Raw genomic sequence first — 21,564 nt, 5'->3', positions numbered from 1 at the left:
AGTTTATGAATCGCACTGCAACCTTGTTACCATAGCAACAAAACCAGTTCATTTTTAATACAAATAGGAAATACTTGTTGAGATACGTTTGGCTTTTTACAGTTTTACTTTTCACTACTGGCTGTACTGACTATCAGTGGGGCTGGTATGTTTTAGATCCTTCAACGGAAAGTGGACTGAACAACCTCAAATTTTTGCTCTCTGGATTTACAGCCACCATCCAAGTATCTCTGCTCAGCATGGTATTCGCCATGTTATTAGGTCTCATTGTCGCCCTACCTGCACTTTCCGACTCAAAATGGCTTAGAGGCATCAATCGCATCTATGTTGAGTCAATTAGATCAATCCCCGTGTTGGTACTGCTACTTTGGGTGTATTACGGTATGCCGACATTGCTGGGCATTTCACTCAACCATTTCTGGGCGGGTGTGATTGCACTGACGGTTGCAGAAAGTGCCTTCATGGCAGAAGTGTTTCGCGGCGGTATTCAAGCAATTCCAAGAGGCCAACATGAAGCCGCAGAAGCACTCGGGCTAAGCTATTGGAAGAAAATGCGCTTTGTGATATTCCCGCAAGCCTTTCGTCAAATACTGCCACCACTTGGCAATCAGTTTGTCTACATACTAAAAATGTCATCTTTAGTTAGTGTGATTGGTTTAAGTGACTTAACACGTAAAGCCAACGAGCTGGTAGTTAGCGAGTACTTACCATTAGAGATATACAGCTTCCTGGTTCTGGAATATCTCTTGCTAATACTTGTGGTGTCTTATGGTGTTCGCAAACTGGAACAACGTTTGAAAATAGCAGAGCACTAGTCAGATCGAAAACTCGGCTGATTTTTCAGCTTTTTTCTGAGTATCTTCAAAATGAATAGCACGACTTCTTCCTTGCTCTTTTGCAGCGTACAAGGCAGTGTCCGCTGCATTGACTAGCCCCTCTGGTTCTAATGCCAACAGTGGGTAGGTACTCACACCGATGGAAATACCAAGCTGCCCCAGAGATGTGCCTTTTAGCTCAAGATGTAGGTGCTTTATCTCTTCCACGATTTTATTAGCAAACTCGAGAGCTGGTAACGCATCGGATTCAGGGATGACGATAGCGAGTTCTTCGCCACCCAATCGACAAACACTCGCTTTGTCAGGAGAGATTTGTGTTAATAATCGACTGACTTCTTTTAGGACAAAATCCCCAGCTTCATGGCCAAAGTTGTCATTAAAGCGCTTGAAGTGATCTAAATCTAGCATCAGTAACGAAAAGGGTTGCTGCTTCGCTTTTGACTCTGTCCACGCTTTATCAATCGAATCTTCAAAATACCGACGATTGAATAGGCCAGTTAATGGATCCGTTAAAGCTTGAGCGCGAAGTTTTTGTTGTAACCCTAAATTCGCCAGCGCAAGTCCAAGGTGCTCGGCAATAGTATAAGCAAGTTGCTGCGTGGTGAGGTCAATCTCATGAGTTTGCGGATAATACAGGTGAAACATCCCCACAGTGTTGCCGTGTGCTGTGAGTGGAACACATAAGGTTTGGCCATCTAGGGTGCTTTCTGACATGTGGGAACAAGGTAAAGTATGGTGTTCATCATGTGACATGTGAGGCTTGCCTTTACGCAATGCCCAACAATCTGAAGGGGAGTACACTTTCTGACCAGGCCACTTTCCGCCCCAGTCTAATTTCACTTCCAACTGATTTCGAGACTCACGCATGATGGACACGCAGCCGTTTACATTGCCTAATATTCTCGGAACAATATCAGCGACCACATCTTGAGCTTCCTCTAGCGAGTTACACGCTGCCAGCATATTAGCCAGCCTTTGCAATAGCTCAATTTCTCGTGTTCTCTGCTGAATTTTCTTCTCTTGGTTTTCTCGCTCTCGAGATATAACTCTGATGATGTAGTGATTGCTAAACCAAGAAAATCCAATAAATAAGCAGAGCGACACCCCCATCAATGTAATGACAATAACTTGTAGCTCTTTCGCCATGCTATACAAAGCCGTCATAGGCATGGCGAGGCGAAGCACGTATAGCTCATCATGATCAATGCCTAAATCGACCAAATTCAGTCTTTTGGCAACATAGAGCATTTCTTGTCCCATTGTGGAGCTATATCGTTGTTGAACACCAACACCCACAGCCAAAGCTTCAATGATTTCGGCTCGGTTACTGTGATTATCTAAGTGATGAAGATCGCGTGCAGTTAGCTGTGAATCGCCTAAAACCTTGCCTGATTGATGAATGATGGTGAAACGTCGCCCAGATGAAGATCGCGAAAGAGTATCGAGAAACGCATCAATCTCCCTTTCTGACATTTCATAAAGATCTAGATGCTGATCTTCAATTTGAAAAGACACGTCCTCCATCAAACTAAACATATAGTCTGACACAATATGCGTCAGCCAGTTATCAAAGGAACGATTATATAGATAGCCACCGATGGCAAGACAGATAGTTAGCGCGAGAATGGGAAGGTATTGAAATCGATTTAGAGTTTCTATTTTCAAAGCCTTCCCCTTAAATGGCGAGATATTATTTTTTCTTCGGTCTCACCCAATTATCTATTTGTTTAGCTTTGGCTCGGGTGATAACCAACTGATTTTGACCAACGTCCTGAGTAAGTGTAGTACCCGCACCAATTGTCGCTCCACTTTCTATATTTACTGGTGCAATTAATTGGCAATCTGATCCCACAAACACATCGTCCCCGATGATGGTTTTGTGTTTGTTGGCACCGTCGTAATTACAGGTAATCGCACCCGCACCTACATTGACGCGATCGCCAATTTGCGCATCACCAAGATAAGCAAGGTGGTTAGCTTTACTGCCTTCACCTAAGCGGACATTTTTCACTTCGACAAAGTTGCCTACGTGAGAGTTATTTTGTAATTCAGCACCCGGGCGTAAACGAGTAAACGGACCAACGGTACAATCCTCTCCCACTGTTGCTCCATCGATGACTGAATAAGGCTTCACGATTGTGTTATCGTCAATTTCACAGTCTTTTAAGACGCTGCCTGTTCCAATGACAACGTTATCACCAATAGATACTTTACCTTCGATGATTACATTGGTGTCGATCTCAACGTCCATACCGCACTGCAAATCTCCGCGTAAATCAAATCTCTGTGGATCACGGATCATTACACCTTGAGTAAGCAATTTATTCGCCTGAATGGATTGATAAGCACGCTCCAAACGAGCGAGCTGAGCTCTGTCATTGACACCTTCAACTTCAATCGGACTAACCGGATGAACGGCTTCTACCGCGCGACCTTCTGCGTGTGCAGCGGCAATCACGTCAGTTAAGTAGTATTCGCCTTGCGCGTTTTCGTTACTTAGGCCTGACAACCAACGTTTTAGATCGCCACCAGTTGCAACTAATACACCTGTGTTGATCTCTTTAATCAATTTTTGTTCATCGGTTGCATCTTTTTGTTCAACAATAGCGACAACTGGACCATTGCGACGAATGATACGTCCATAGCCCATTGGGTTATCTAAAACTACTGTCAGTAGCGCGATACCGCCATTAGGCTGAGCTTCGAGTAAGTTTTCGATGGTCTCTTCTGAGATAAGCGGTACATCACCGTAAAGAACCAGAACTTTTTCTTCATCTGCAAAGCCAGGTGAAGCTTGATCAACCGCGTGACCAGTGCCCAATTGTTCTTGCTGCAATACCCAGTTAACTTGTTCTTGATTTAACTCAGCTTGCATTTGCTCGCCGCCGTGGCCGTATACTAAGTGAATGTTTTGCGCACCTAGGCCATTACAAGTATCAATTACGTGTTTCACCATAGGTTTACCTGCGAGGGTATGAAGTACCTTTGGCTTATTTGAGTACATACGGGTGCCTTTACCCGCAGCAAGAATTACAGCACTGAACGTCATATAAATATGTCTATAGTTGAATAGTTAAAATAAAGTTTGAGTCTACAAGCTATTGTTGTCAGATTTAAGAAATTTATCGCGAATTAGTGTCTCAAAAATGAAAAAGGCGGTCTAAGACCGCCTTTTTCTATCACGTAGCTAAATTAGCGACGTTTTTTTACCAGCTCAATGACTTTCAACTGAGCAATTGCTTTAGCTAGTTCAGCAGAGGCTTTCGCAAAATCAGCATCACCGTGTGGCTGATTAATTAGCGCTTGAGCTCGCTGCTTTGCTTCTTCAGCTTTCGCTTGGTCAAGGTCTTCGCCTCGAATGGCTGTATCAGCCAAAATGGTTACATCATGAGCTTGAACCTCTAGGATTCCGCCAGAAAGATAAACGATTTGTTCGTCGCCTTTCTTATCCACGATGCGAACCATGCCAGGACGTATTTTAGTGAGTAGTGGCGTATGGCCAGCTAGAACACCTAAATCACCCTGCTCACCTGAGACTTGAATGCTCGAAGCAGAACCTGAGAAAATTCGTTCTTCAGCGCTTACAACATCCAAATGAAAGGTTACTGACATAGTCATAACGCCTCCTTAAAGTCTCGGCTTATAGCTTCTTCGCGTTCTCTAGCGCGTCGTCGATAGCACCACAGTACATAAATGCCTGCTCTGGTACGTCATCGTAATCACCAGCTAGAAGACCTTTAAAGCCACGTAGCGTTTCTTTAAGAGGTACGTAAACACCAGGGTCGCCAGTAAAGACTTCTGCAACGTGGTAAGGCTGAGTTAGGAAACGTTCAATCTTACGTGCACGAGATACAACTTGCTTATCTTCTTCAGATAGCTCGTCCATACCTAGAATTGCAATAATGTCTTTTAGCTCTTTGTAACGCTGAAGCGTTGTTTGAACGCCAGATGCAATGTCGTAGTGCTCTTGACCAACAACAAGTGGATCAAGCTGACGAGACGTTGAATCTAGTGGGTCAATCGCAGGGTATAGACCCATAGCTGCAATGTTACGGTTCAATACAACAGTTGCATCCAAGTGAGCAAAGGTTGTTGCTGGAGAAGGGTCAGTCAAGTCATCCGCTGGTACGTATACCGCCTGTACAGACGTGATAGAGCCAGACTTAGTTGACGTGATACGCTCCTGAAGCACACCCATCTCTTCTGCAAGAGTTGGCTGGTAACCTACCGCTGAAGGCATACGACCTAGCAGTGCTGATACCTCAGTACCTGCAAGCGTGTAACGGTAGATGTTATCAACGAACAGAAGTACGTCACGACCTTCGTCACGGAAACGCTCTGCCATTGTTAGACCAGTCAGTGCAACACGTAGACGGTTACCTGGTGGCTCGTTCATCTGACCGTAAACCATTGCTACTTTAGATTCTTCAGGGTTTTCAACGTTTACAACGCCTGCTTCCTGCATCTCAAAGTAGAAGTCGTTACCTTCACGAGTACGCTCACCAACACCAGCGAATACTGACAGACCAGAGTGCTGTAGTGCGATGTTGTTGATAAGTTCCATCATGTTAACGGTCTTACCTACACCAGCACCACCGAATAGACCGATCTTACCACCCTTAGCGAATGGACAAACCAAGTCGATTACTTTAACGCCTGTTTCTAGTAGCTCAGTTACGTTAGATTGCTCTTCGTAACTAGGTGCTTCACGGTGAATTGAGTAAGACTCTTCTGCACCAATGTCGCCACACTCATCAATCGCATCACCAAGTACGTTCATGATACGACCTAGGGTCTTAGTACCTACTGGTACTGAGATTGGAGCGCCAGTATTTTCTACTTCTACTCCACGACGTAAACCATCTGAGCTACCCATTACGATACAACGAACTACGCCACCGCCTAGCTGTTGCTGAACTTCAAGAACTAAACGCTCTTTTGAGTCCGTAACGTTAAGAGCATCGTATACACTTGGTACATCGCTCTGTGGGAACTCTACGTCGACTACTGCACCGATGATCTGTACGATCTTACCTGTAGCCATCGTTAATCCTCTAAATTTGTTTTACCTAAATTAAACTGCAGCTGCACCAGATACAATCTCAGATAGCTCTTGTGTAATCGCCGCTTGACGCGCCTTGTTGTACACAAGCTCTAGTTCTTCAATTAGACTTCCAGCGTTATCAGATGCCGCTTTCATCGCAACCATACGAGCAGCCATTTCACAAGCTAGGTTCTCAACAACACTTTGATATACCTGAGATTCGATGTATCGATTCATCAGTGTGTTTAGTAGAGCCTTCTCATCAGACTCAAACATGTAACTCCATGCATGCTTGAACTGCTCGTCGTTGTCGCTCAGTGATTTAGGCAAGGGTATTAATTGGTCAGTTTTCGGCTGTTGGGTCATCGAGTTAACAAACTCGTTGTACACCAAGTACAAACGATCGATTTCACCATTTTCATACTTTTTAAGCATGACATTAATGGTACCGATCAGATCATCTAATGATGGAGTGTCACCAAGACCTGAAGTCTGGGCAACAATGTTTGCACCGATACTGTTGAAGAAAGAGGTAGCTTTCGCGCCGATTACAGCAACGTCCACTTCAACTCCATCTTTAGACCAGTCTCTCATCTCTGTAACGGCTTTTTTGAACATATTAATGTTCAAGCCACCACACAAACCACGATCGGTCGATACAACAATATACCCAACGCGCTTAGCACCACGGTCCACAAGGAACGGATGTTTGTACTCAAGTGTACCGTGTGCTAAATGACCAATGACTTTACGTATGATTTCAGCGTAAGGACGCGGTCCTTCCATTGCATCTTGCGTACGACGCATTTTGGAAGCAGCCACCATTTCCATCGCTTTCGTGATTTTCTGAGTGCTTTTAACACTACCAATCTTGTTACGAATTTCTTTTGTATTGGCCATCGTCGCTCTCCGTTAATTACAATACGAGGTTGTAATTACCAAGTTTGAGTTGCTTTGAAATCGTCAGCCAGTTTCTTCAACTGAGCTTCGATATCATTGTTGTAAGCACCCGTCTTGTCGATCTCAGCTGCTAGTTCAGCATATTGACCGCGAGCGTACGATAGTAGCGCTGCTTCGAAATCTAGAACTTTTTCAAGTTCTACATCTTCCAAGTAGCCACGTTCAGCCGCAAAGATAGATAACGCTTGGTCAAAAACAGACATTGGTGCGTATTGCTTCTGCTTCATCAACTCAGTAACTTTCTGACCGTGGTCTAGCTGACGCTTAGTCGCTTCGTCAAGGTCTGAAGAGAACTGGGCAAATGCCGCCAATTCGCGGTAAGCAGCTAGAGCAGTACGGATACCACCAGATAGCTTCTTAATGATCTTAGTCTGAGCTGAACCACCTACACGAGATACTGAGATACCTGGGTCAACTGCTGGACGAACACCGGCGTTGAACAACTCAGTTTGTAGGAAGATCTGACCATCAGTAATCGAAATTACGTTAGTTGGTACGAATGCAGATACGTCACCAGCTTGCGTTTCGATGATAGGTAGCGCAGTCAAAGAACCTGTCTTACCTTTCACTTCACCATTAGTGAACTTCTCTACGTACTCTTCGCTTACACGAGCAGCACGCTCTAGAAGACGTGAGTGAAGGTAGAAAACGTCACCAGGGAATGCTTCACGACCCGGTGGACGCTTAAGCAATAGTGATATTTGACGGTAAGCAACAGCTTGCTTAGACAGATCATCGTATACGATCAACGCATCTTCACCGCGGTCACGGAAGTACTCACCCATTGCACAACCTGCGTATGGCGCTAGGTACTGAAGTGCAGCAGATTCAGATGCAGAAGCTACAACGATAATCGTGTTTTGCAGCGCACCGTGCTCTTCCAACTTGCGTACTACGTTTGCAATTGTTGAAGCCTTCTGGCCAATCGCAACGTAGATAGAGAAGATACCTGAATTTTTCTGGTTGATGATCGCATCGATTGCCATCGCTGTTTTACCAGTCTGACGGTCACCGATGATAAGTTCACGCTGACCACGACCGATTGGGATCATGGAGTCAACAGACTTGTAACCAGTTTGAACAGGTTGGTCTACCGATTTACGGTCGATTACGCCTGGTGCAATCACTTCTACTGGAGAAGAAAGCTTAGCGTTAAGCGGACCTTTACCATCAATTGGCTCACCAAGCGTGTTTACAACACGGCCTAGTAGCTCAGGACCTACTGGTACTTCAAGAATACGACCAGTACCTGTTACTTTCATGCCTTCCTTAAGGTCAGCATATGGGCCCATTACAACCGCACCTACCGAGTCACGCTCAAGGTTAAGTGCTAGTGCATAACGGCCACCCGGTAATTCAATCATTTCACCCTGCATCACGTCCGCTAGGCCGTGGATGCGAAGAATACCGTCGCTTACCGATACGATAGTACCTTCATTGCGAGCTTCTGAAACTACATCAAACTGCTCAATACGCTGTCTGATTAGCTCGCTGATTTCCGTGGAATTAAGTTGCATTGCTCCAATTCCTTAAGTTAAGGCTTTACTACGTCTTTAAGACGCGTTAAACGGCTAACTACTGAGTTATCCAGCACGGTATCACCGACGCGAATAACCGCTCCACCTATCAACGAATCGTCAACTTGACAATTCACTTTCACTTGGCAGCCGAAACGCTTAGCCAAGCCAGATTCCAAACTTTCAACCTGTGCAGCCGTCAACTCAGTTGACGAAATCACAGTCGCTTCTTTTTGATTAGAAGCAGAAGAAATCTGAGATTCAAATTGCTGATAGATATCACTTAGCGCTGAGGTACGATGATTCTCGACTATCACAGTCAAAAAGTTTTTGAATGCTTCGTCAAATTGCTCACCGGCAACATCAACATACAATTGCACCAATTGCGCTGGCTGCATGCTAAGAGCAGCAGTCTGCAGTTCAGGAACTAAAGACAGCTCTTTGGCAAACAAAAGCATGTTGGACCATTTTTCAACGGCTCCGTTGTCACTCGCGTGACCAAATGCTGCCTTCGCGTATGGACGAGCAATAGTTGTCAAATTAGACATGTTGACGCCCTCCCGTTACAGTTTCGCCGCAATATTATCAAGAATGTCTTGATGAGCTGCAGGATCGATAGAACGTTCGATAATCTTCTCTGCACCTAACATTGCTAGCGCCGCGACTTCTTTCTGTAGTTCGTTGCGTGCACGTAAAGTTTCAGCTTCAAGCTCAGCCTTACCTTGAGACAAGATATGGTCGCGTTCTTGAGTTGCTTCTTGACGAGCTTCATCAACGATTTGAGCTTTGCGCTTGTTAGCCAACTCAATGATTTCAGCCGCTTGCTTTTTAGCGTCTTTTAGCTGATCAGCCGCGTTGTGTTGTGCAAGCTCAAGAGCTTTGTCAGCACGCTCAGCTGAAGCTAGACCGTCAGCAATTTTCTTCTGACGTTCTTCTATGGCCGCTAGGATAGGTGGCCATACAAACTTCATGCAGAACCAAACAAAGATAATGAATGCTATTGTTTGGCCTAACAGAGTTGCATTGATGTTCACAACGTCTCTCCTTTTTTTGGCTTATCAAATCCCTAACAACAAACGTTAGTTAGGGGTATAAGGAAAGGACTTGATTATGCGAACAGCATGTACATTGCAATACCAACACCGATCATTGGTACCGCATCAAGAAGACCAGCGATGATGAACATGTTAGTTTGTAGGATAGGAGCCATTTCTGGTTGACGTGCAACAGACTCTAGAAATTTACCACCTAGAATCGCAAAACCAATACCAGTTGCTAGTGCACACATACCCAATAGTAGAGCAACAACGAAATAAGTTTCCATAATAATTTCCAATAGATAGTTAGTTACTTAAAGATTAATGCGAGTCATTGCTTGCCATGCTTAGGTAAACAATCGTCAACATCATAAAAATAAAGGCTTGCAAAACAATTACAAGAATATGGAAGATAGCCCATAGGACATGCGCGACCACACCTAGACCACCTAGTACTGCACCTGCCGTGTAAGTGATAGCGATCAAGATAAAGATCAGCTCACCTGCGTACATGTTGCCGTATAGACGAAGAGATAGGGAGATCGGTTTTGCCACTAATGCGACTGTCTCAAGTACAAAGTTAAAAGGAATCAACGCTTTGTGTTGAATCGGATGAAGTGTGTATTCCTTAATAAACCCCGTAAAACCTTTGTACCTAATCTGGTAAACCACGATTAGGATCATCACAGATAGAGCCATGGATAGCGTAATGTTCAAGTCTACAGTTGGTAGAATCTTGAAGTAATCCGCTCCCGCTAGCTTCATCGCTGTAGGGGCGTAGTCAACCGGAATCAAGTCCATTGTGTTCATCAAGAAAATCCAGACGAAAATGGTCAATGCCAGTGGAGCTACTAACTTGTCCTTGCCATGAAACGTTCCTTTGACAAGGCCGTCAATCTGCTCAATAAGCATCTCAACAAAACACTGCCATTTACCCGGAACTTCCGTGGTTGCGTTTTTTCCGACACGATAAAACAACCACAAAAATAATGCTCCTAGACCTACAGACATCATTAATGAGTCCCAATGTAGCGTCCAGAATCCAGCATCGGCACAACCGTAATTGGTTGCGACACCACCATCTACCAAACACACTTTAGCGTTTGTTAAATGGTGCTGGATATATTCCTTTGGAGTATCAGCCATGGTTAATCCCACTTTTTTGCGGTAAGTAAAAATGGTGCAAACCAAAAGACCAAAATTGTCAGCTTGTAGCCTGAGAACATGGCACCGGGGTGCTCAACGTCAACAAAACTAAAAATCATGACAAAAATGACTATGGTAAACACTAGTTTCATGACCCATCCCAAAAAAATGAATCCTAACAATACTGATCCATCAGAATCCGGTTTCGGGATAAAGGCCAACAGTGCATACACGTAGTTTCCTAATACCGCGATCGCTCCCCCTTTCATTAGGAATCGAGCCGCGTTTTCGTCAAACCAAATGTTTGCAGCGCTTCCGATAATGATCACAAATAAAAGCTGGAAATGGACCACTCTGAGCGCTGCATTTCCTTGCTTGCTTCGATTTGTTAACAACATCAAAAGTTCCTGTTATTGCCCCTATTTCATACTCCAACTTTAGCTATAAGGAGGAGAGAAAAAAGCGCAAAAAATTATATCTATGTTTAAAAAAAACACAATCGTTCAAAAGAGCAGCAAACTGGCTCCATCAAAGGTTGTGTCAACTTAGACATAGACAATTCACAGCATACAGCGACACTGCTGGGAAATTGGCGAAATTATACGTTCGGTTGAATCGTTTGCAATGAAATCGCTGCAAAAAGTTACAATTCTGTTTACAACCCAACAACTTTCCAATAAAAACTTGTGTTTTTCACAATTGATTGAGATCAATTATCTCATCTAGCTCTCTAGCTTGGCAACCAATTGCTCTAATTTGTGAGGCTCATCTAGGGTTATCGTCATTTTGGATGCACCGCTCGCGTTGCGAACAATTGACACCTTTGCTCCCCATATTTGACCGAGTTTTTCCGATATTTTTTGTGCCTCAGAGTCTTCTGGCCCATTTTTTACGTCAGACTCAGGTGAGAGACATTTTTTTACCAAAGCTTCGGTTTGACGCACGGTAAGTTTCTTATCAACAACTTGCTTGGCCAACTCAACTTGCTCGTCGCCTTTCAGTGCGAGTAAGGCCCGGGCGTGGCCCATATCCAATGTTTTGTTCGATACCCATTGCTTCACCGGTTCTTCCAACTGGTTTAAACGCAACAAGTTACTAACAGCAGTACGCGATTTACCAATAGCTTCAGCCACTTGCTGATGTGTTAATGCAAACTCATTTTGCAATCTATCCAAAGCTTCAGCTTCTTCCATCGCATTCAGGTCTTCTCGCTGAATATTCTCAATCAGCGCCATCGCGATCGCAGCGCGGTCATCGGCATTTTTCACCACACAAGGCACTTGTTTTAGTCCTGCCTGCCTTGCTGCACGCCAGCGTCGTTCACCGGCGACAATTTCAAATTTCTGACCATCTACCGGGCGAACCACGATCGGTTGAATGATGCCTTGTGATTCAATAGAAGCAGCAAGCTCCTCAAGCGCTTCTGGAGACATATCTTTACGCGGTTGATACGTACCTGGTTTTAAACTGGTAATAGGCAACTCTGTGAGTTCACCATCAACCGAACGCTGCTGACTCTGCATCGCCGAATGTTGTTTTTCGCGCGCCAAAGAGCTTGTAGACAGCAGGGCATCTAACCCTTTTCCCAATCCACGTTTAGACATGTGAGTATTTCCTTAGATTGCAGGTTATGCAGGCACTTCATCACGACGGAGCATCTCACCCGCTAATGCGAGATAGGCTTTTGCTCCTGCTGAGTACTTGTCGTAGTACATGGCTGGTTTACCGTGGCTCGGCGCCTCTGCCAGCCGCACGTTACGCGGGATGACGGTACGATAAACTTTGTCGCCAAAGTGTTTTTTAAGTTGTTCTGAAACTTCAATGGACAATCGGTTTCTAGGGTCGTACATGGTACGGAGCAAACCCTCAATCTTGAGGTTCTCATTGACGACCGCCGCCAATTTACTGATGGTATCCATCAGCGCAGTTAACCCTTCTAACGCAAAATACTCACACTGCATTGGGACCAAAACGGAATCTGCTGCAGCCATGGCATTGATTGTAAGTAGGTTTAGAGATGGGGGACAATCGATAAAGATGAAATCATAGTTATCGCGAACCGAGGATAACGCATTTTTCAGGCGAACTTCTCGAGCAAAGACTTCCATGAGTTTGATTTCTGCAGCCGTCACATCACCGTTGGCCGCTATCAAATCATAGTGACCCGATGTCTTGCGACACACCACTTCGTCAAACGCCACATCATCCACTAACAGGTCGTAGGCTGTGGTATCAATTTGGTATTTATCTACACCACTCGCCATAGTGGCATTGCCTTGCGGGTCTAAATCAATCACTAACACCTTGCGCTTAGTCGCCGCCATTGACGCCGCCAAGTTAATACAAGTTGTTGTTTTTCCTACACCACCTTTCTGGTTGGCGATTGCTACAATTTTACCCACGGTCGACCTCGTTGCTAGTCCTTAAGCGATAAGATTACTAGATGACGCTCACCTTCCAATCTTGGAACCTGCAAAGGTTTGATATCGGTCACAGTGCACCAATCGGGAAGTTGCTCCAGCTCATCTATGGAACGTTGCCCTTTCAGTGCCATGAAAATCCCAGATTCTGGCTTGGGCAAATGCTGGCACCAATTAACCATGTCTACCATAGATGCAAATGCACGGCTCAGTACTGCGTCAAACTTTTCTTCAGGTTGGAACTCTTCCACTCGACTTTGAATCGGCGTCACATTTTCAATACCAAGCTCATGCAGAACTTGTTTGATGAAACGAATTCGTTTACCCAAGCTATCTAACAAAAAGAATTGCTTATCAGGATTCATGATGGCAAGCGGCAATCCAGGTAGACCAGGTCCAGTACCGACATCGATAAACCTTTGCCCAGCAAGGTGAGGCGACACCACAATGCTGTCCATAATATGGCGAACGAGCATTTCATTGGGATTGCGAACCGAAGTGAGGTTGTAGGCCTTGTTCCACTTATTAAGTAATTCGACCAAGCCAACGAGTTTGTGTTTTTGCTCCTCGGTGACGGTCAGATGACTCTCACCAATAAGATCGTTTAATGTTTTCAGAAGATCACTCACGCCGCTTCCTCACCCTTTTTCAATAGGCCTTTTTTCTTGAGGAATACCAACAAGATAGAAATGGCAGCAGGAGTGACGCCAGAAATACGAGAAGCAATACCGACGGTTTCTGGTTTGGCATCAGAGAGTTTGCTCACCACTTCATTCGAGAGTCCCTTGATTTCTGAATAATCTAAATCAAGAGGAATTTGGGTATGCTCGTGACGTAAAGATTTTTCAACCTCGTCTTGCTGGCGCTTGATGTAGCCTTCGTACTTAACTTGAATCTCAACTTGTTCAGCCGCTTGTTCATCTTGAAGTTCTGGTCCAAAGGCATCTAGGGAAATCAATTGTTGATAATTGACTTCTGGACGCCGCAACAGGTCTTCTCCCGATGCTTCGCGAACCATCGGCGTTTTTAGCAGGGCATTCAATTCGTCAATACCCTCAGAGCTCGGGTTCATCCATGTGGAACGCAACCTCTGGCGCTCAGCTTCAATGTTTTCAACCTTCTCATTAAAGCGAGCCCAGCGATGATCATTAACCAACCCTAGCTCGCGTGCTTTTTCCGTCAAACGCATGTCTGCGTTGTCTTCGCGCAGTAACAAACGGTACTCTGCACGTGAGGTAAACATACGATATGGCTCTTTGGTGCCCATGGTCGACAAATCGTCGATCAATACCCCTGAATAAGCTTGATCACGACGTGGGCTCCAGCCTTCTTTGTCTTGACTGAACAAGCTAGCATTGAGGCCTGCCATTAGACCTTGAGCAGCCGCTTCTTCGTAACCTGTTGTGCCGTTAATCTGGCCGGCAAAAAACAGACCGCTGATAAACTTGGTTTCGTAAGTGTGCTTGAGATCTCTTGGATCAAAGAAATCGTACTCGATAGCATAACCAGGACGGACTATGTGTGCGTTTTCAAATCCTTTCATCGAGCGAACGATCTGAACCTGAACATCAAATGGTAAGCTGGTGGAGATACCATTTGGATACAACTCATGAGTATCCAGCCCTTCTGGCTCAACAAAAATTTGGTGACTGTTCTTATCAGCAAAACGCATCACCTTGTCTTCGATAGACGGGCAATATCTCGGTCCAATCCCTTCAATCACACCTGCGTACATTGGACTGCGATCCAAATTGGTACGAATCACGTCGTGCGTACTTTCGTTGGTATGAGTGATAAAACACGGGATTTGCTTAGGATGCTGAGTGCGATTCCCTAAGAACGAAAAAACAGGTGTTGGGTTATCACCATGCTGGACTTCTAATTGGCTGAAGTCGACAGTGCGAGCATCAATTCTTGGTGGAGTTCCCGTTTTCAAACGATCAACGCGAAATGGAAGATCGCGCAAACGGTCTGCAAGTGCAATTGATGGTGGATCGCCTGCGCGCCCACCAGAGAAGTTTTCCATACCAATATGGATCTTCCCGCCCAAGAATGTTCCAACGGTCAATACGACCGCTTTGGCGTGGAATTTTAATCCCATTTGAGTGATGACACCACGCACTTGATCTTGCTCGACAATCAGATCATCTACAGATTGTTGGAACAAGGTTAGGTTAGGTGCATTCTCTAATGCGTATCTCACATAGGCTTTGTAGAGAGCGCGATCCGCTTGAGCACGAGTAGCTCTAACTGCTGGACCTTTGGAAGCATTTAGAGTTCTAAATTGAATACCTGCGTGATCAATGGCTTCTGCCATCAAACCACCCATAGCATCGACTTCTTTGACTAGATGGCCTTTACCTATGCCGCCGATCGCTGGGTTACACGACATTTGTCCTAAAGTGTCAATATTGTGAGTCAGCAGAAGCGTTTTTTGTCCTGTACGCGCTGACGCAAGTGCTGCTTCCGTTCCTGCATGTCCGCCACCGACGACGATGACATCAAATTGTTCGTGATAAAGCATGAACTGACCTCTAAATATCAAACTTCACTTTGGATCAAAAAAGGAGCGATATTCTACCTAGTTTGCTAGCGATAAGAAATGAATTTGACGTTTTTTCACAGTTAAGCTCAGGCATATAATATATATAGATCTATATATAGATCTTTTATTGGATCTATTATTACGATCGCCTTCTTCTGTGGATAAATAGAAAATGATCAATAAGATCATGGATCTTTAAGAGATCAAATGATGTGATCTAGCTTGGATCTGTATGCGGAGATCTTGGGATCAAAAACGGTGGTTATCCACATGGGGTTGAAGTCATGATCGTTGTTAATTTGATAACTTCAGGTTAATAACGGTATAACGCTATAGTTATCCACACCTGAGAAAATCTAAAAGGATAACTATAGGTACATTGGCTTGCGCGTGTTTAGTTAATGAATTGCGATAAGTGGCCCTTTAACCATTCTTCAGCTGCATCTTCCGGTACATCGTGCTTTAGTATGTCTATTTCAAAGCAGTCGGCTATTGCAGTACCACCGATGTCTTCCAGTAAATCAAAAGCGTGCTTACCAGCCCCACAAAACGTGTCGTAGCTGGAATCACCAATCGCAATGACAGCAAACTTTACGTTACTCATTCTTGGTGGTGTGTTTTGTAAAGCGGCAATAAAGGGTTTGATGTTATCGGGGTATTCGCCTGCACCATGGGTAGAGGTGATGAGTAGCCAAATCCCATTCGCTTCTATCTCATTGAAATCGGGTTGATTGTGGATTGTGGTTTGCGCGCCTGCTTCTTGCAGAATATCGCTTAGGTGATCACCCACGTATTCTGCACCACCTAAGGTACTGCCGGTAATTATATGGATCATAGTGGTACTCGTTATTCGCCACACACATTTATGTGGTTGATTGGATTAGTGTGTAACGAGTTGTACCAGAAAACTATCAGTTGATCATCGGCATAAATGTTGGGGATATTGAAATAGTGATGCAGGACAGCTGTGGGTAAGAGTTATTAAGTGATGGATCTAAGGTAGAACTAATCTATTGATCATGAGGTATTGGCTTATTCACATCCTATAAACCTTCAATTCATAGGATGTGAATTGGGATAGTTTTGGCTATTTACCTATGCAGAATGAAGAGAATATACGGCCAAGTAAGTCGTCAGAGCTAAACTCACCGGTTATCTCACTCAGGTGTTGCTGAGCGATTCTAAGTTCTTCAGCCAATATTTCCCCTGCCATGTAGGTTTCGAGTTGTTGCTGACCTATGTCGAGGTGCTGCGCCGCTTTGTCGATGGCTTCCAAATGGCGACGACGCGCCATAAATCCGCCTTCAGCTGAACCTTGAAAGCCCATGCAAGCTTTTAGGTGGTCACGTAGCGAATCGACGCCTTGGCCCGTTTTGGCTGAGAGGCGAATCAGAGTAGGTGAATTAACGTGGCAAATACCCATCACTTCTTTGGTTTGGTCGACTTTGTTGCGGATGACAGTCATACCAATGTCTTTGGGAAGACGATCGACAAAGTCAGGCCAGATTTCATGAGGGTCGGTGGCATCGGTTGTAGTGCCATCGACCATAAACAAGACGCGATCAGCTTGGGCAATTTCATCCCATGCTTTTTCAATACCAATACGTTCCACTTCATCAGACGCAACGCGCAGGCCCGCAGTATCAATGATGTGCAGTGGCATACCATCAATGTGAATGTGCTCGCGCAGCACATCACGAGTCGTACCAGCGATGTCCGTTACGATCGCTGTTTCCTTTCCAGATAAGGCATTTAACAGGCTCGATTTACCCGCATTAGGTCGCCCTGCAATCACGACTTTCATACCTTCGCGCATAATGGCGCCTTGATTGGCTTCTTTTTTTACCGCGCTGAGGTTATCTATGATGCCTTGCAGATCTGACGCCACTTTGCCATCAGCCAGAAAATCAATTTCCTCTTCTGGAAAGTCGATGGCCGCCTCGACATAGATTCTCAAGTGAATCAGTGATTCCACCAGCGTTTGAATACGAGTTGAGAATTCACCTTGCAGTGAGCGCAGGGCCGACTTGGCAGCTTGTTCTGAGCTGGCATCAATGAGATCGGCAATCGCTTCGGCTTGGGCGAGATCTAGCTTATCGTTCATGAACGCGCGTTCTGAGAACTCACCAGGCCTTGCAGTACGTATACCAGGAATTGCCAATACTGCTTTAATAAGCATGTCCATAACTACAGGGCCGCCGTGACCTTGTAGTTCCAAGACATCTTCACCAGTAAATGAATGCGGATTTGGGAAGTACAAGGCAATGCCTTGGTCTAGTTCGATTCCAGAGGCATTTTTGAACGGCAGATACTCGGCATAACGTGGTTTGAGTGCTTTGCCCGTTATCGCCAATGCCACGTCTTTCGCTTTTGGGCCTGATACGCGAATAATTCCAACACCACCGCGTCCTGGAGCGGTAGCTTGTGCCACAATCGTGTCTGATGTCATGAAATGGATACCTCTTTCTAATGCGGCAATTGTAATCGGTCGTGTTGAAAACGCCAGTACTGTACTGAGGGAATTTGTGGTGTCCCGTCCTGATATAGGTTGACACTTTTGGTTAAAACGCTCGGTGAACTTCATCGGGCGTTTTGTAATTTAAAGCTGTATGTGGTCTCTGTTCATTATAGAGTTTTACCGACTCGGCAACCATTTTCTTTGCTTCATTCAAGTCATTCGGCTTACTCAGTAAGTACTCCATCTTTAAGATGCCGTTCACTCTTTCTGCTAGAGCGTTTTGATAACAATCATAGCCGTCTGTCATAGAGCACCTCACATGATATTTTCTGTGTAACGTCTGATATTCCTCAGCGCAGTATTGAATACCTCTATCAGAGTGGTGAATAAGCTCACCCTCATCGCGTCTATTTTTCAAGGCCTTCAGGAACGCGCGCTTCACTGTTTGTGTCTTCATATTGTCATCGAGGTGATACCCAACTATCTTTCTTGAGTAAGCATCCGTGATTAAACTGAGATAGGTATTTCCAGTTTGCGTTGCCAAGTAAGTAATATCCGCGACCCACAGCTGCTCTGGTTTAGTTGGAACCATGCCTTCTTTGATGCGGTTTGGATGGCAGTGAAACCGATGATGGCTGTTGGTTGTTCGATGATAAGCCCTACGATTGGGGACCAATAGACGGTGTTGTTTTAGCAAACAGAACAAATGGTCCCGTCCTACATCAATGTTATGTTGACTGAGTAAGTGTTTGAGCTTGCGAGTTCCCAAGCGAGGATGTTGAATCCGTTGCTCTTTGACGAACCCAATGACAGACTGCTCTTTCCGAATTCGCTGACGCTCTGACGTACAACGTTTATAAAATGCCTGCCGAGTAATGCCAATAAACTGACAAGCTTTCGTCACTGTGAGTCTTTTGAGCGTTTTTTCCTTAATAACTCGGCTTTGCGCTTCTTTGAGATTCGAACTCCAAAATCTCTATCCATGACTTTTACGACCGCTTCAAAGAAGTCCGCTTTCAGTTGAGTTTCCTCAAGTTGTTGTTCGAGTTCTTTTATTCGTTGTTCAGGAGTATGAGCAGAAGGAGAATCAGACATATCATTACCTACTGTGTTTGGTTTCTCTATTCCTTTAGACCAATTTAGACGACCGTGCTTACGAAGCCAAACCAAGACCGTGGACCGACCTTGGATTCCATATCGCTCTTGGGCTTGTATATAGGTCATTTCTCCTTTTTCTACTTGGTCAACAACCGCCAATTTAAAGGCAAGAGAATAATCTCGCTGGGTTCGTTTACTTGTTGATTTCATGACACTCTCCAATTTCATGTTGGGAATGTGTCAACCTTATTTAGGACGGTACAGTGGCAATAAAAAAGGCAGCGAAGTCGCTGCCTTTCTTTACCACACCAATCAATTACGATTTGCTGTGTAGACCTTTTTTCTCCAACGCTTTGTAAATCAAAGACTGCTGAATTAAGGTCACGACGTTTGATACCAACCAGTACAGCACCAAACCTGAAGGGAAGAACAGGAAGAATGCAGTAAAGATAACTGGCATAAAGGTCATAATTTTTTGCTGTAGCGGATCGGTTACCGTAGTTGGACTCATCTTTTGGATGAAGAACATACTTACACCCATCAGTAGTGGCAACACAAAGTACGGGTCACGTGCTGACAAGTCTTGAATCCAGAAGAAGAAGGGCGAGTGACGTAGCTCAACCGATTCCATCAGTGCCCAGTAAAGTGCGATGAAAATAGGCATCTGTAGAAGAAGTGGTAAACAGCCACCGAGTGGGTTGACTTTTTCTTTCTTGTACAACTCCATCATTTCTTGGCTCATACGTTGACGATCGTCGCCAATACGCTCACGCATTGCTTGCAGTTTTGGCTGCAGCATACGCATTTTAGCCATAGAGGTGTACTGAGCTTTAGTCAGTGGGTACATGGCACCACGAACGATAAAGGTCAATGCGATAATCGCTAGGCCCCAGTTAATCACCAAGCCTTGAATGGTTGAAAGCAACCAGTGAAGTGGTTTAGCAATAAACCATAGCCAGCCATAGTCAACAACCAGATCTAAATGCTCAGCGGTAGCAGCCATTTGTTGTTGCAGCTTTGGACCAACCCATAGCGTTGCTTGGATTGACGCAGAAGCGCCGTCTGCGATCGTGACGTTAGGCAAACGAACACCGATGTCACCCTTATCGCCGATAGCACGGGTGTAAAGCTTCGTATCTGGTGCGTTGCGAGGAATCCAGGCAGATGCAAAGTAGTGCTGGATCATTGCAGCCCAACCTTGGCCATTTGGTAATAGCTCACCTAGGTTACGCTCTTGCATTTCGTCAAAGCTGTACTTTTCGTAACGCACATCTTCTGTAGAGAATGCACCACCAAGGTAAGTTGGCATCGTGATGCTACCAGTGCCTTCAACAAAGGTTTGTCTTAGGTGAGCGTACATACCAAAGGTAGCGTTGTTGCCCGATTGGTTTTCCACGTCATATTGTACGTCGATGGCGTAATTACCACGCTTAACAATAAATGTTTTTACGTAGCTCAAACCGTTTGACGAAAAGGTCATTGGGATGCGAAGTTCGTCTTGACCTTCCGCCAATACAAAGCTTTCAGCGCTTACTTGGTAAGCAGGACGGCTATCGGACGCGAGGTCGATACCCTGAGGGCCAATTAGACCACTTTGAGCGATAAATTGATGAGTCGATTCATTTTTCAACAATACAAATGGTGTATTGGAGTCCAACTCGGCGTTGTATTCATTCAGCTCAGCATGAACAACGTCACCACCAACCGTATCGATTTTTAGCGTCAATACATCAGTAGTTACAGTGATAATTTGGGCGGAAGAGGCTTGGGCTTCTGCAGGAGCAAGCTCGTCAGCAAAAGAAGGTGCAGGTAGTGCGCTTTCAGTGCCCTGTGCAACCGGCTGATTAGCAGGGTTCTTTTCAACTTGCCACTGTTGATACAGCAAGAAAGAAACCAAAGCTAGCACGATCAACAGGATATTACGTTGAGAGTCCATCGTTATTCATCTCTGTTTTGTTTTTTTACGGGGGGAACGGGGTCATACCCACCTTCATTCAAAGGGTGGCATTTTAATAGACGTTTGCCGGATAACCAACAACCTTTTATAAAACCGTGAGCTTTCAGAGCTTCTATTGCATACATCGAACAGGTTGGGTTGTATCGGCAACGAGGGCCAATTAATGGGCTAATTAGCCAACGATACACATATACCAGTCCAATAGCTAGCCACGCGAAGGGCGAGATAGGCGCTGCCATAACTTCTCAAATAATTTAAACAATTCTTCGTTGCTCAGATCTTGCGCACTTTTTTTGGCAATCACAACAAAATCTTTGTTAGCGAGTTTGTGTTGATTTAAGCGGAAGCTTTCACGAGCCAAGCGTTTAAATCGATTTCGACCCACTGCAGTTTTAATTTGTTTTTTCGGAACGGCCAATCCTAGACGCGGATGGGACAAAGAATTGTTACGAGCAATGATAGTGAAATGTGGAGAGCCAGCTCGGTGAGCTTTCTGGAAGACGGTTTGATAATGCTCGGGAGTTAACAAACGTAACTCCCGATTAA

At 44.9% G+C, this 21,564-nt stretch carries 22 protein-coding genes; 1 reads left to right on the top strand and 21 read right to left on the bottom strand.

From position 1 onward, the window contains the following. Positions 1-77: 77 nt before the first annotated feature. Positions 78-815: an amino acid ABC transporter permease gene (locus tag ACXAFJ_RS13520; protein WP_475324022.1), complete on the top strand. Its 738-nt coding sequence runs from the start codon at positions 78-80 to the stop codon at positions 813-815. Here ACXAFJ_RS13520 and ACXAFJ_RS13515 read toward each other — a convergent pair whose 3' ends face one another. The 21 genes from ACXAFJ_RS13515 to rnpA form a co-directional block, all read right to left on the bottom strand. Further along, positions 816-2,501, bottom strand: a complete 1,686-nt coding sequence (locus tag ACXAFJ_RS13515; protein ID WP_475324020.1) for a sensor domain-containing diguanylate cyclase — start codon at positions 2,499-2,501, stop codon at positions 816-818. 25 nt (positions 2,502-2,526) lie between these two features. Then, complete coding sequence (gene glmU, locus ACXAFJ_RS13510; RefSeq protein ID WP_475324018.1) at positions 2,527-3,885, bottom strand: bifunctional UDP-N-acetylglucosamine diphosphorylase/glucosamine-1-phosphate N-acetyltransferase GlmU; 1,359 nt, start codon at positions 3,883-3,885, stop codon at positions 2,527-2,529. A 143-nt stretch (positions 3,886-4,028) separates the two neighbouring features. Next, positions 4,029-4,448, bottom strand: a complete 420-nt coding sequence (locus ACXAFJ_RS13505) for a F0F1 ATP synthase subunit epsilon (RefSeq protein WP_475324130.1) — start codon at positions 4,446-4,448, stop codon at positions 4,029-4,031. 28 nt (positions 4,449-4,476) lie between these two features. Continuing rightward, positions 4,477-5,880, bottom strand: a complete 1,404-nt coding sequence (gene atpD / locus ACXAFJ_RS13500; RefSeq protein ID WP_475324017.1) for a F0F1 ATP synthase subunit beta — start codon at positions 5,878-5,880, stop codon at positions 4,477-4,479. 30 nt (positions 5,881-5,910) lie between these two features. Next, entirely contained in the window at positions 5,911-6,780 is an 870-nt protein-coding gene (atpG, locus tag ACXAFJ_RS13495; protein WP_475324016.1) for a F0F1 ATP synthase subunit gamma, read from the bottom strand. A gap of 35 nt (positions 6,781-6,815) precedes the next feature. Further along, positions 6,816-8,357, bottom strand: a complete 1,542-nt coding sequence (atpA, locus tag ACXAFJ_RS13490; protein WP_475324014.1) for a F0F1 ATP synthase subunit alpha — start codon at positions 8,355-8,357, stop codon at positions 6,816-6,818. Positions 8,358-8,374: 17 nt separating this feature from the next. Further along, positions 8,375-8,905 (bottom strand): F0F1 ATP synthase subunit delta, encoded by a 531-nt coding sequence (locus tag ACXAFJ_RS13485; RefSeq protein WP_475324013.1) that lies wholly within the window; start codon positions 8,903-8,905, stop codon positions 8,375-8,377. Between the two features lie 15 nt (positions 8,906-8,920). Continuing rightward, complete coding sequence (atpF, locus tag ACXAFJ_RS13480; protein WP_475324012.1) at positions 8,921-9,391, bottom strand: F0F1 ATP synthase subunit B; 471 nt, start codon at positions 9,389-9,391, stop codon at positions 8,921-8,923. 74 nt (positions 9,392-9,465) lie between these two features. Then, positions 9,466-9,681 (bottom strand): F0F1 ATP synthase subunit C, encoded by a 216-nt coding sequence (gene atpE / locus ACXAFJ_RS13475; protein WP_071178281.1) that lies wholly within the window; start codon positions 9,679-9,681, stop codon positions 9,466-9,468. 34 nt (positions 9,682-9,715) lie between these two features. Further along, complete coding sequence (gene atpB, locus ACXAFJ_RS13470) at positions 9,716-10,540, bottom strand: F0F1 ATP synthase subunit A (protein ID WP_475324010.1); 825 nt, start codon at positions 10,538-10,540, stop codon at positions 9,716-9,718. 2 nt (positions 10,541-10,542) lie between these two features. Beyond that, complete coding sequence (locus ACXAFJ_RS13465; protein WP_475324009.1) at positions 10,543-10,938, bottom strand: ATP synthase subunit I; 396 nt, start codon at positions 10,936-10,938, stop codon at positions 10,543-10,545. Between the two features lie 324 nt (positions 10,939-11,262). Beyond that, positions 11,263-12,144: a ParB/RepB/Spo0J family partition protein gene (locus tag ACXAFJ_RS13460; protein WP_475324008.1), complete on the bottom strand. Its 882-nt coding sequence runs from the start codon at positions 12,142-12,144 to the stop codon at positions 11,263-11,265. Between the two features lie 24 nt (positions 12,145-12,168). After that, the gene (locus ACXAFJ_RS13455) at positions 12,169-12,942 is read right to left on the bottom strand and encodes a ParA family protein (protein ID WP_475324006.1); all 774 of its coding nucleotides are present in this window, start codon (positions 12,940-12,942) and stop codon (positions 12,169-12,171) included. A 14-nt stretch (positions 12,943-12,956) separates the two neighbouring features. Continuing rightward, positions 12,957-13,589 carry a 16S rRNA (guanine(527)-N(7))-methyltransferase RsmG gene (rsmG, locus tag ACXAFJ_RS13450; protein WP_475324005.1) on the bottom strand — a complete coding sequence of 211 codons (633 nt, stop codon included), beginning with the start codon at positions 13,587-13,589 and terminating at the stop codon, positions 12,957-12,959. After that, positions 13,586-15,484 (bottom strand): tRNA uridine-5-carboxymethylaminomethyl(34) synthesis enzyme MnmG, encoded by a 1,899-nt coding sequence (gene mnmG / locus ACXAFJ_RS13445; protein ID WP_475324004.1) that lies wholly within the window; start codon positions 15,482-15,484, stop codon positions 13,586-13,588. The genes rsmG and mnmG overlap by 4 nt, the downstream gene beginning before the upstream one ends. 415 nt (positions 15,485-15,899) lie before the next feature. After that, positions 15,900-16,340, bottom strand: a complete 441-nt coding sequence (mioC, locus tag ACXAFJ_RS13440) for an FMN-binding protein MioC (RefSeq protein WP_475324002.1) — start codon at positions 16,338-16,340, stop codon at positions 15,900-15,902. Between the two features lie 252 nt (positions 16,341-16,592). Next, positions 16,593-17,954 carry a tRNA uridine-5-carboxymethylaminomethyl(34) synthesis GTPase MnmE gene (gene mnmE / locus ACXAFJ_RS13435; RefSeq protein ID WP_475324001.1) on the bottom strand — a complete coding sequence of 454 codons (1,362 nt, stop codon included), beginning with the start codon at positions 17,952-17,954 and terminating at the stop codon, positions 16,593-16,595. Positions 17,955-18,066: 112 nt separating this feature from the next. Next, a protein-coding gene (locus ACXAFJ_RS13430) for an IS3 family transposase (protein ID WP_475324000.1) occupies positions 18,067-19,271 on the bottom strand; the annotation gives its coding sequence in 2 pieces (ribosomal slippage) (positions 18,067-18,884 and positions 18,884-19,271; 1,206 coding nt in all). Positions 19,272-19,377: 106 nt separating this feature from the next. Beyond that, a complete protein-coding gene (yidC, locus tag ACXAFJ_RS13425) occupies positions 19,378-20,997 on the bottom strand; it encodes a membrane protein insertase YidC (protein WP_475323998.1) in 1,620 nt (539 codons plus the stop codon). 2 nt (positions 20,998-20,999) lie between these two features. Further along, entirely contained in the window at positions 21,000-21,257 is a 258-nt protein-coding gene (gene yidD, locus ACXAFJ_RS13420) for a membrane protein insertion efficiency factor YidD (RefSeq protein ID WP_475323997.1), read from the bottom strand. Next, complete coding sequence (gene rnpA, locus ACXAFJ_RS13415; protein WP_475323995.1) at positions 21,224-21,547, bottom strand: ribonuclease P protein component; 324 nt, start codon at positions 21,545-21,547, stop codon at positions 21,224-21,226. The genes yidD and rnpA overlap by 34 nt, the downstream gene beginning before the upstream one ends. Between the last annotated feature and the right edge of the window lie 17 nt (positions 21,548-21,564).

Source organism: Vibrio sp. ABH4_348, assembly GCF_056159765.1.
This window is presented reverse-complemented; position numbering and strand designations above follow the sequence as displayed.

Coding starts and splice junctions, on each gene's coding strand:
- ACXAFJ_RS13485 (WP_475324013.1), bottom strand. CDS start 8,905: ATGTCTAATTTGACAACTATTGCTCGTCCATACGCGAAGGCAGCATTT.
- ACXAFJ_RS13465 (WP_475324009.1), bottom strand. CDS start 10,938: ATGTTGTTAACAAATCGAAGCAAGCAAGGAAATGCAGCGCTCAGAGTG.
- atpB (WP_475324010.1), bottom strand. CDS start 10,540: ATGGCTGATACTCCAAAGGAATATATCCAGCACCATTTAACAAACGCT.
- mnmE (WP_475324001.1), bottom strand. CDS start 17,954: ATGACATCAGACACGATTGTGGCACAAGCTACCGCTCCAGGACGCGGT.
- ACXAFJ_RS13505 (WP_475324130.1), bottom strand. CDS start 4,448: ATGTCAGTAACCTTTCATTTGGATGTTGTAAGCGCTGAAGAACGAATT.
- mnmG (WP_475324004.1), bottom strand. CDS start 15,484: ATGCTTTATCACGAACAATTTGATGTCATCGTCGTCGGTGGCGGACAT.
- glmU (WP_475324018.1), bottom strand. CDS start 3,885: ATGACGTTCAGTGCTGTAATTCTTGCTGCGGGTAAAGGCACCCGTATG.
- atpD (WP_475324017.1), bottom strand. CDS start 5,880: ATGGCTACAGGTAAGATCGTACAGATCATCGGTGCAGTAGTCGACGTA.
- ACXAFJ_RS13460 (WP_475324008.1), bottom strand. CDS start 12,144: ATGTCTAAACGTGGATTGGGAAAAGGGTTAGATGCCCTGCTGTCTACA.
- mioC (WP_475324002.1), bottom strand. CDS start 16,340: ATGATCCATATAATTACCGGCAGTACCTTAGGTGGTGCAGAATACGTG.
- atpG (WP_475324016.1), bottom strand. CDS start 6,780: ATGGCCAATACAAAAGAAATTCGTAACAAGATTGGTAGTGTTAAAAGC.
- yidC (WP_475323998.1), bottom strand. CDS start 20,997: ATGGACTCTCAACGTAATATCCTGTTGATCGTGCTAGCTTTGGTTTCT.
- yidD (WP_475323997.1), bottom strand. CDS start 21,257: ATGGCAGCGCCTATCTCGCCCTTCGCGTGGCTAGCTATTGGACTGGTA.
- atpA (WP_475324014.1), bottom strand. CDS start 8,357: ATGCAACTTAATTCCACGGAAATCAGCGAGCTAATCAGACAGCGTATT.
- atpE (WP_071178281.1), bottom strand. CDS start 9,681: ATGGAAACTTATTTCGTTGTTGCTCTACTATTGGGTATGTGTGCACTA.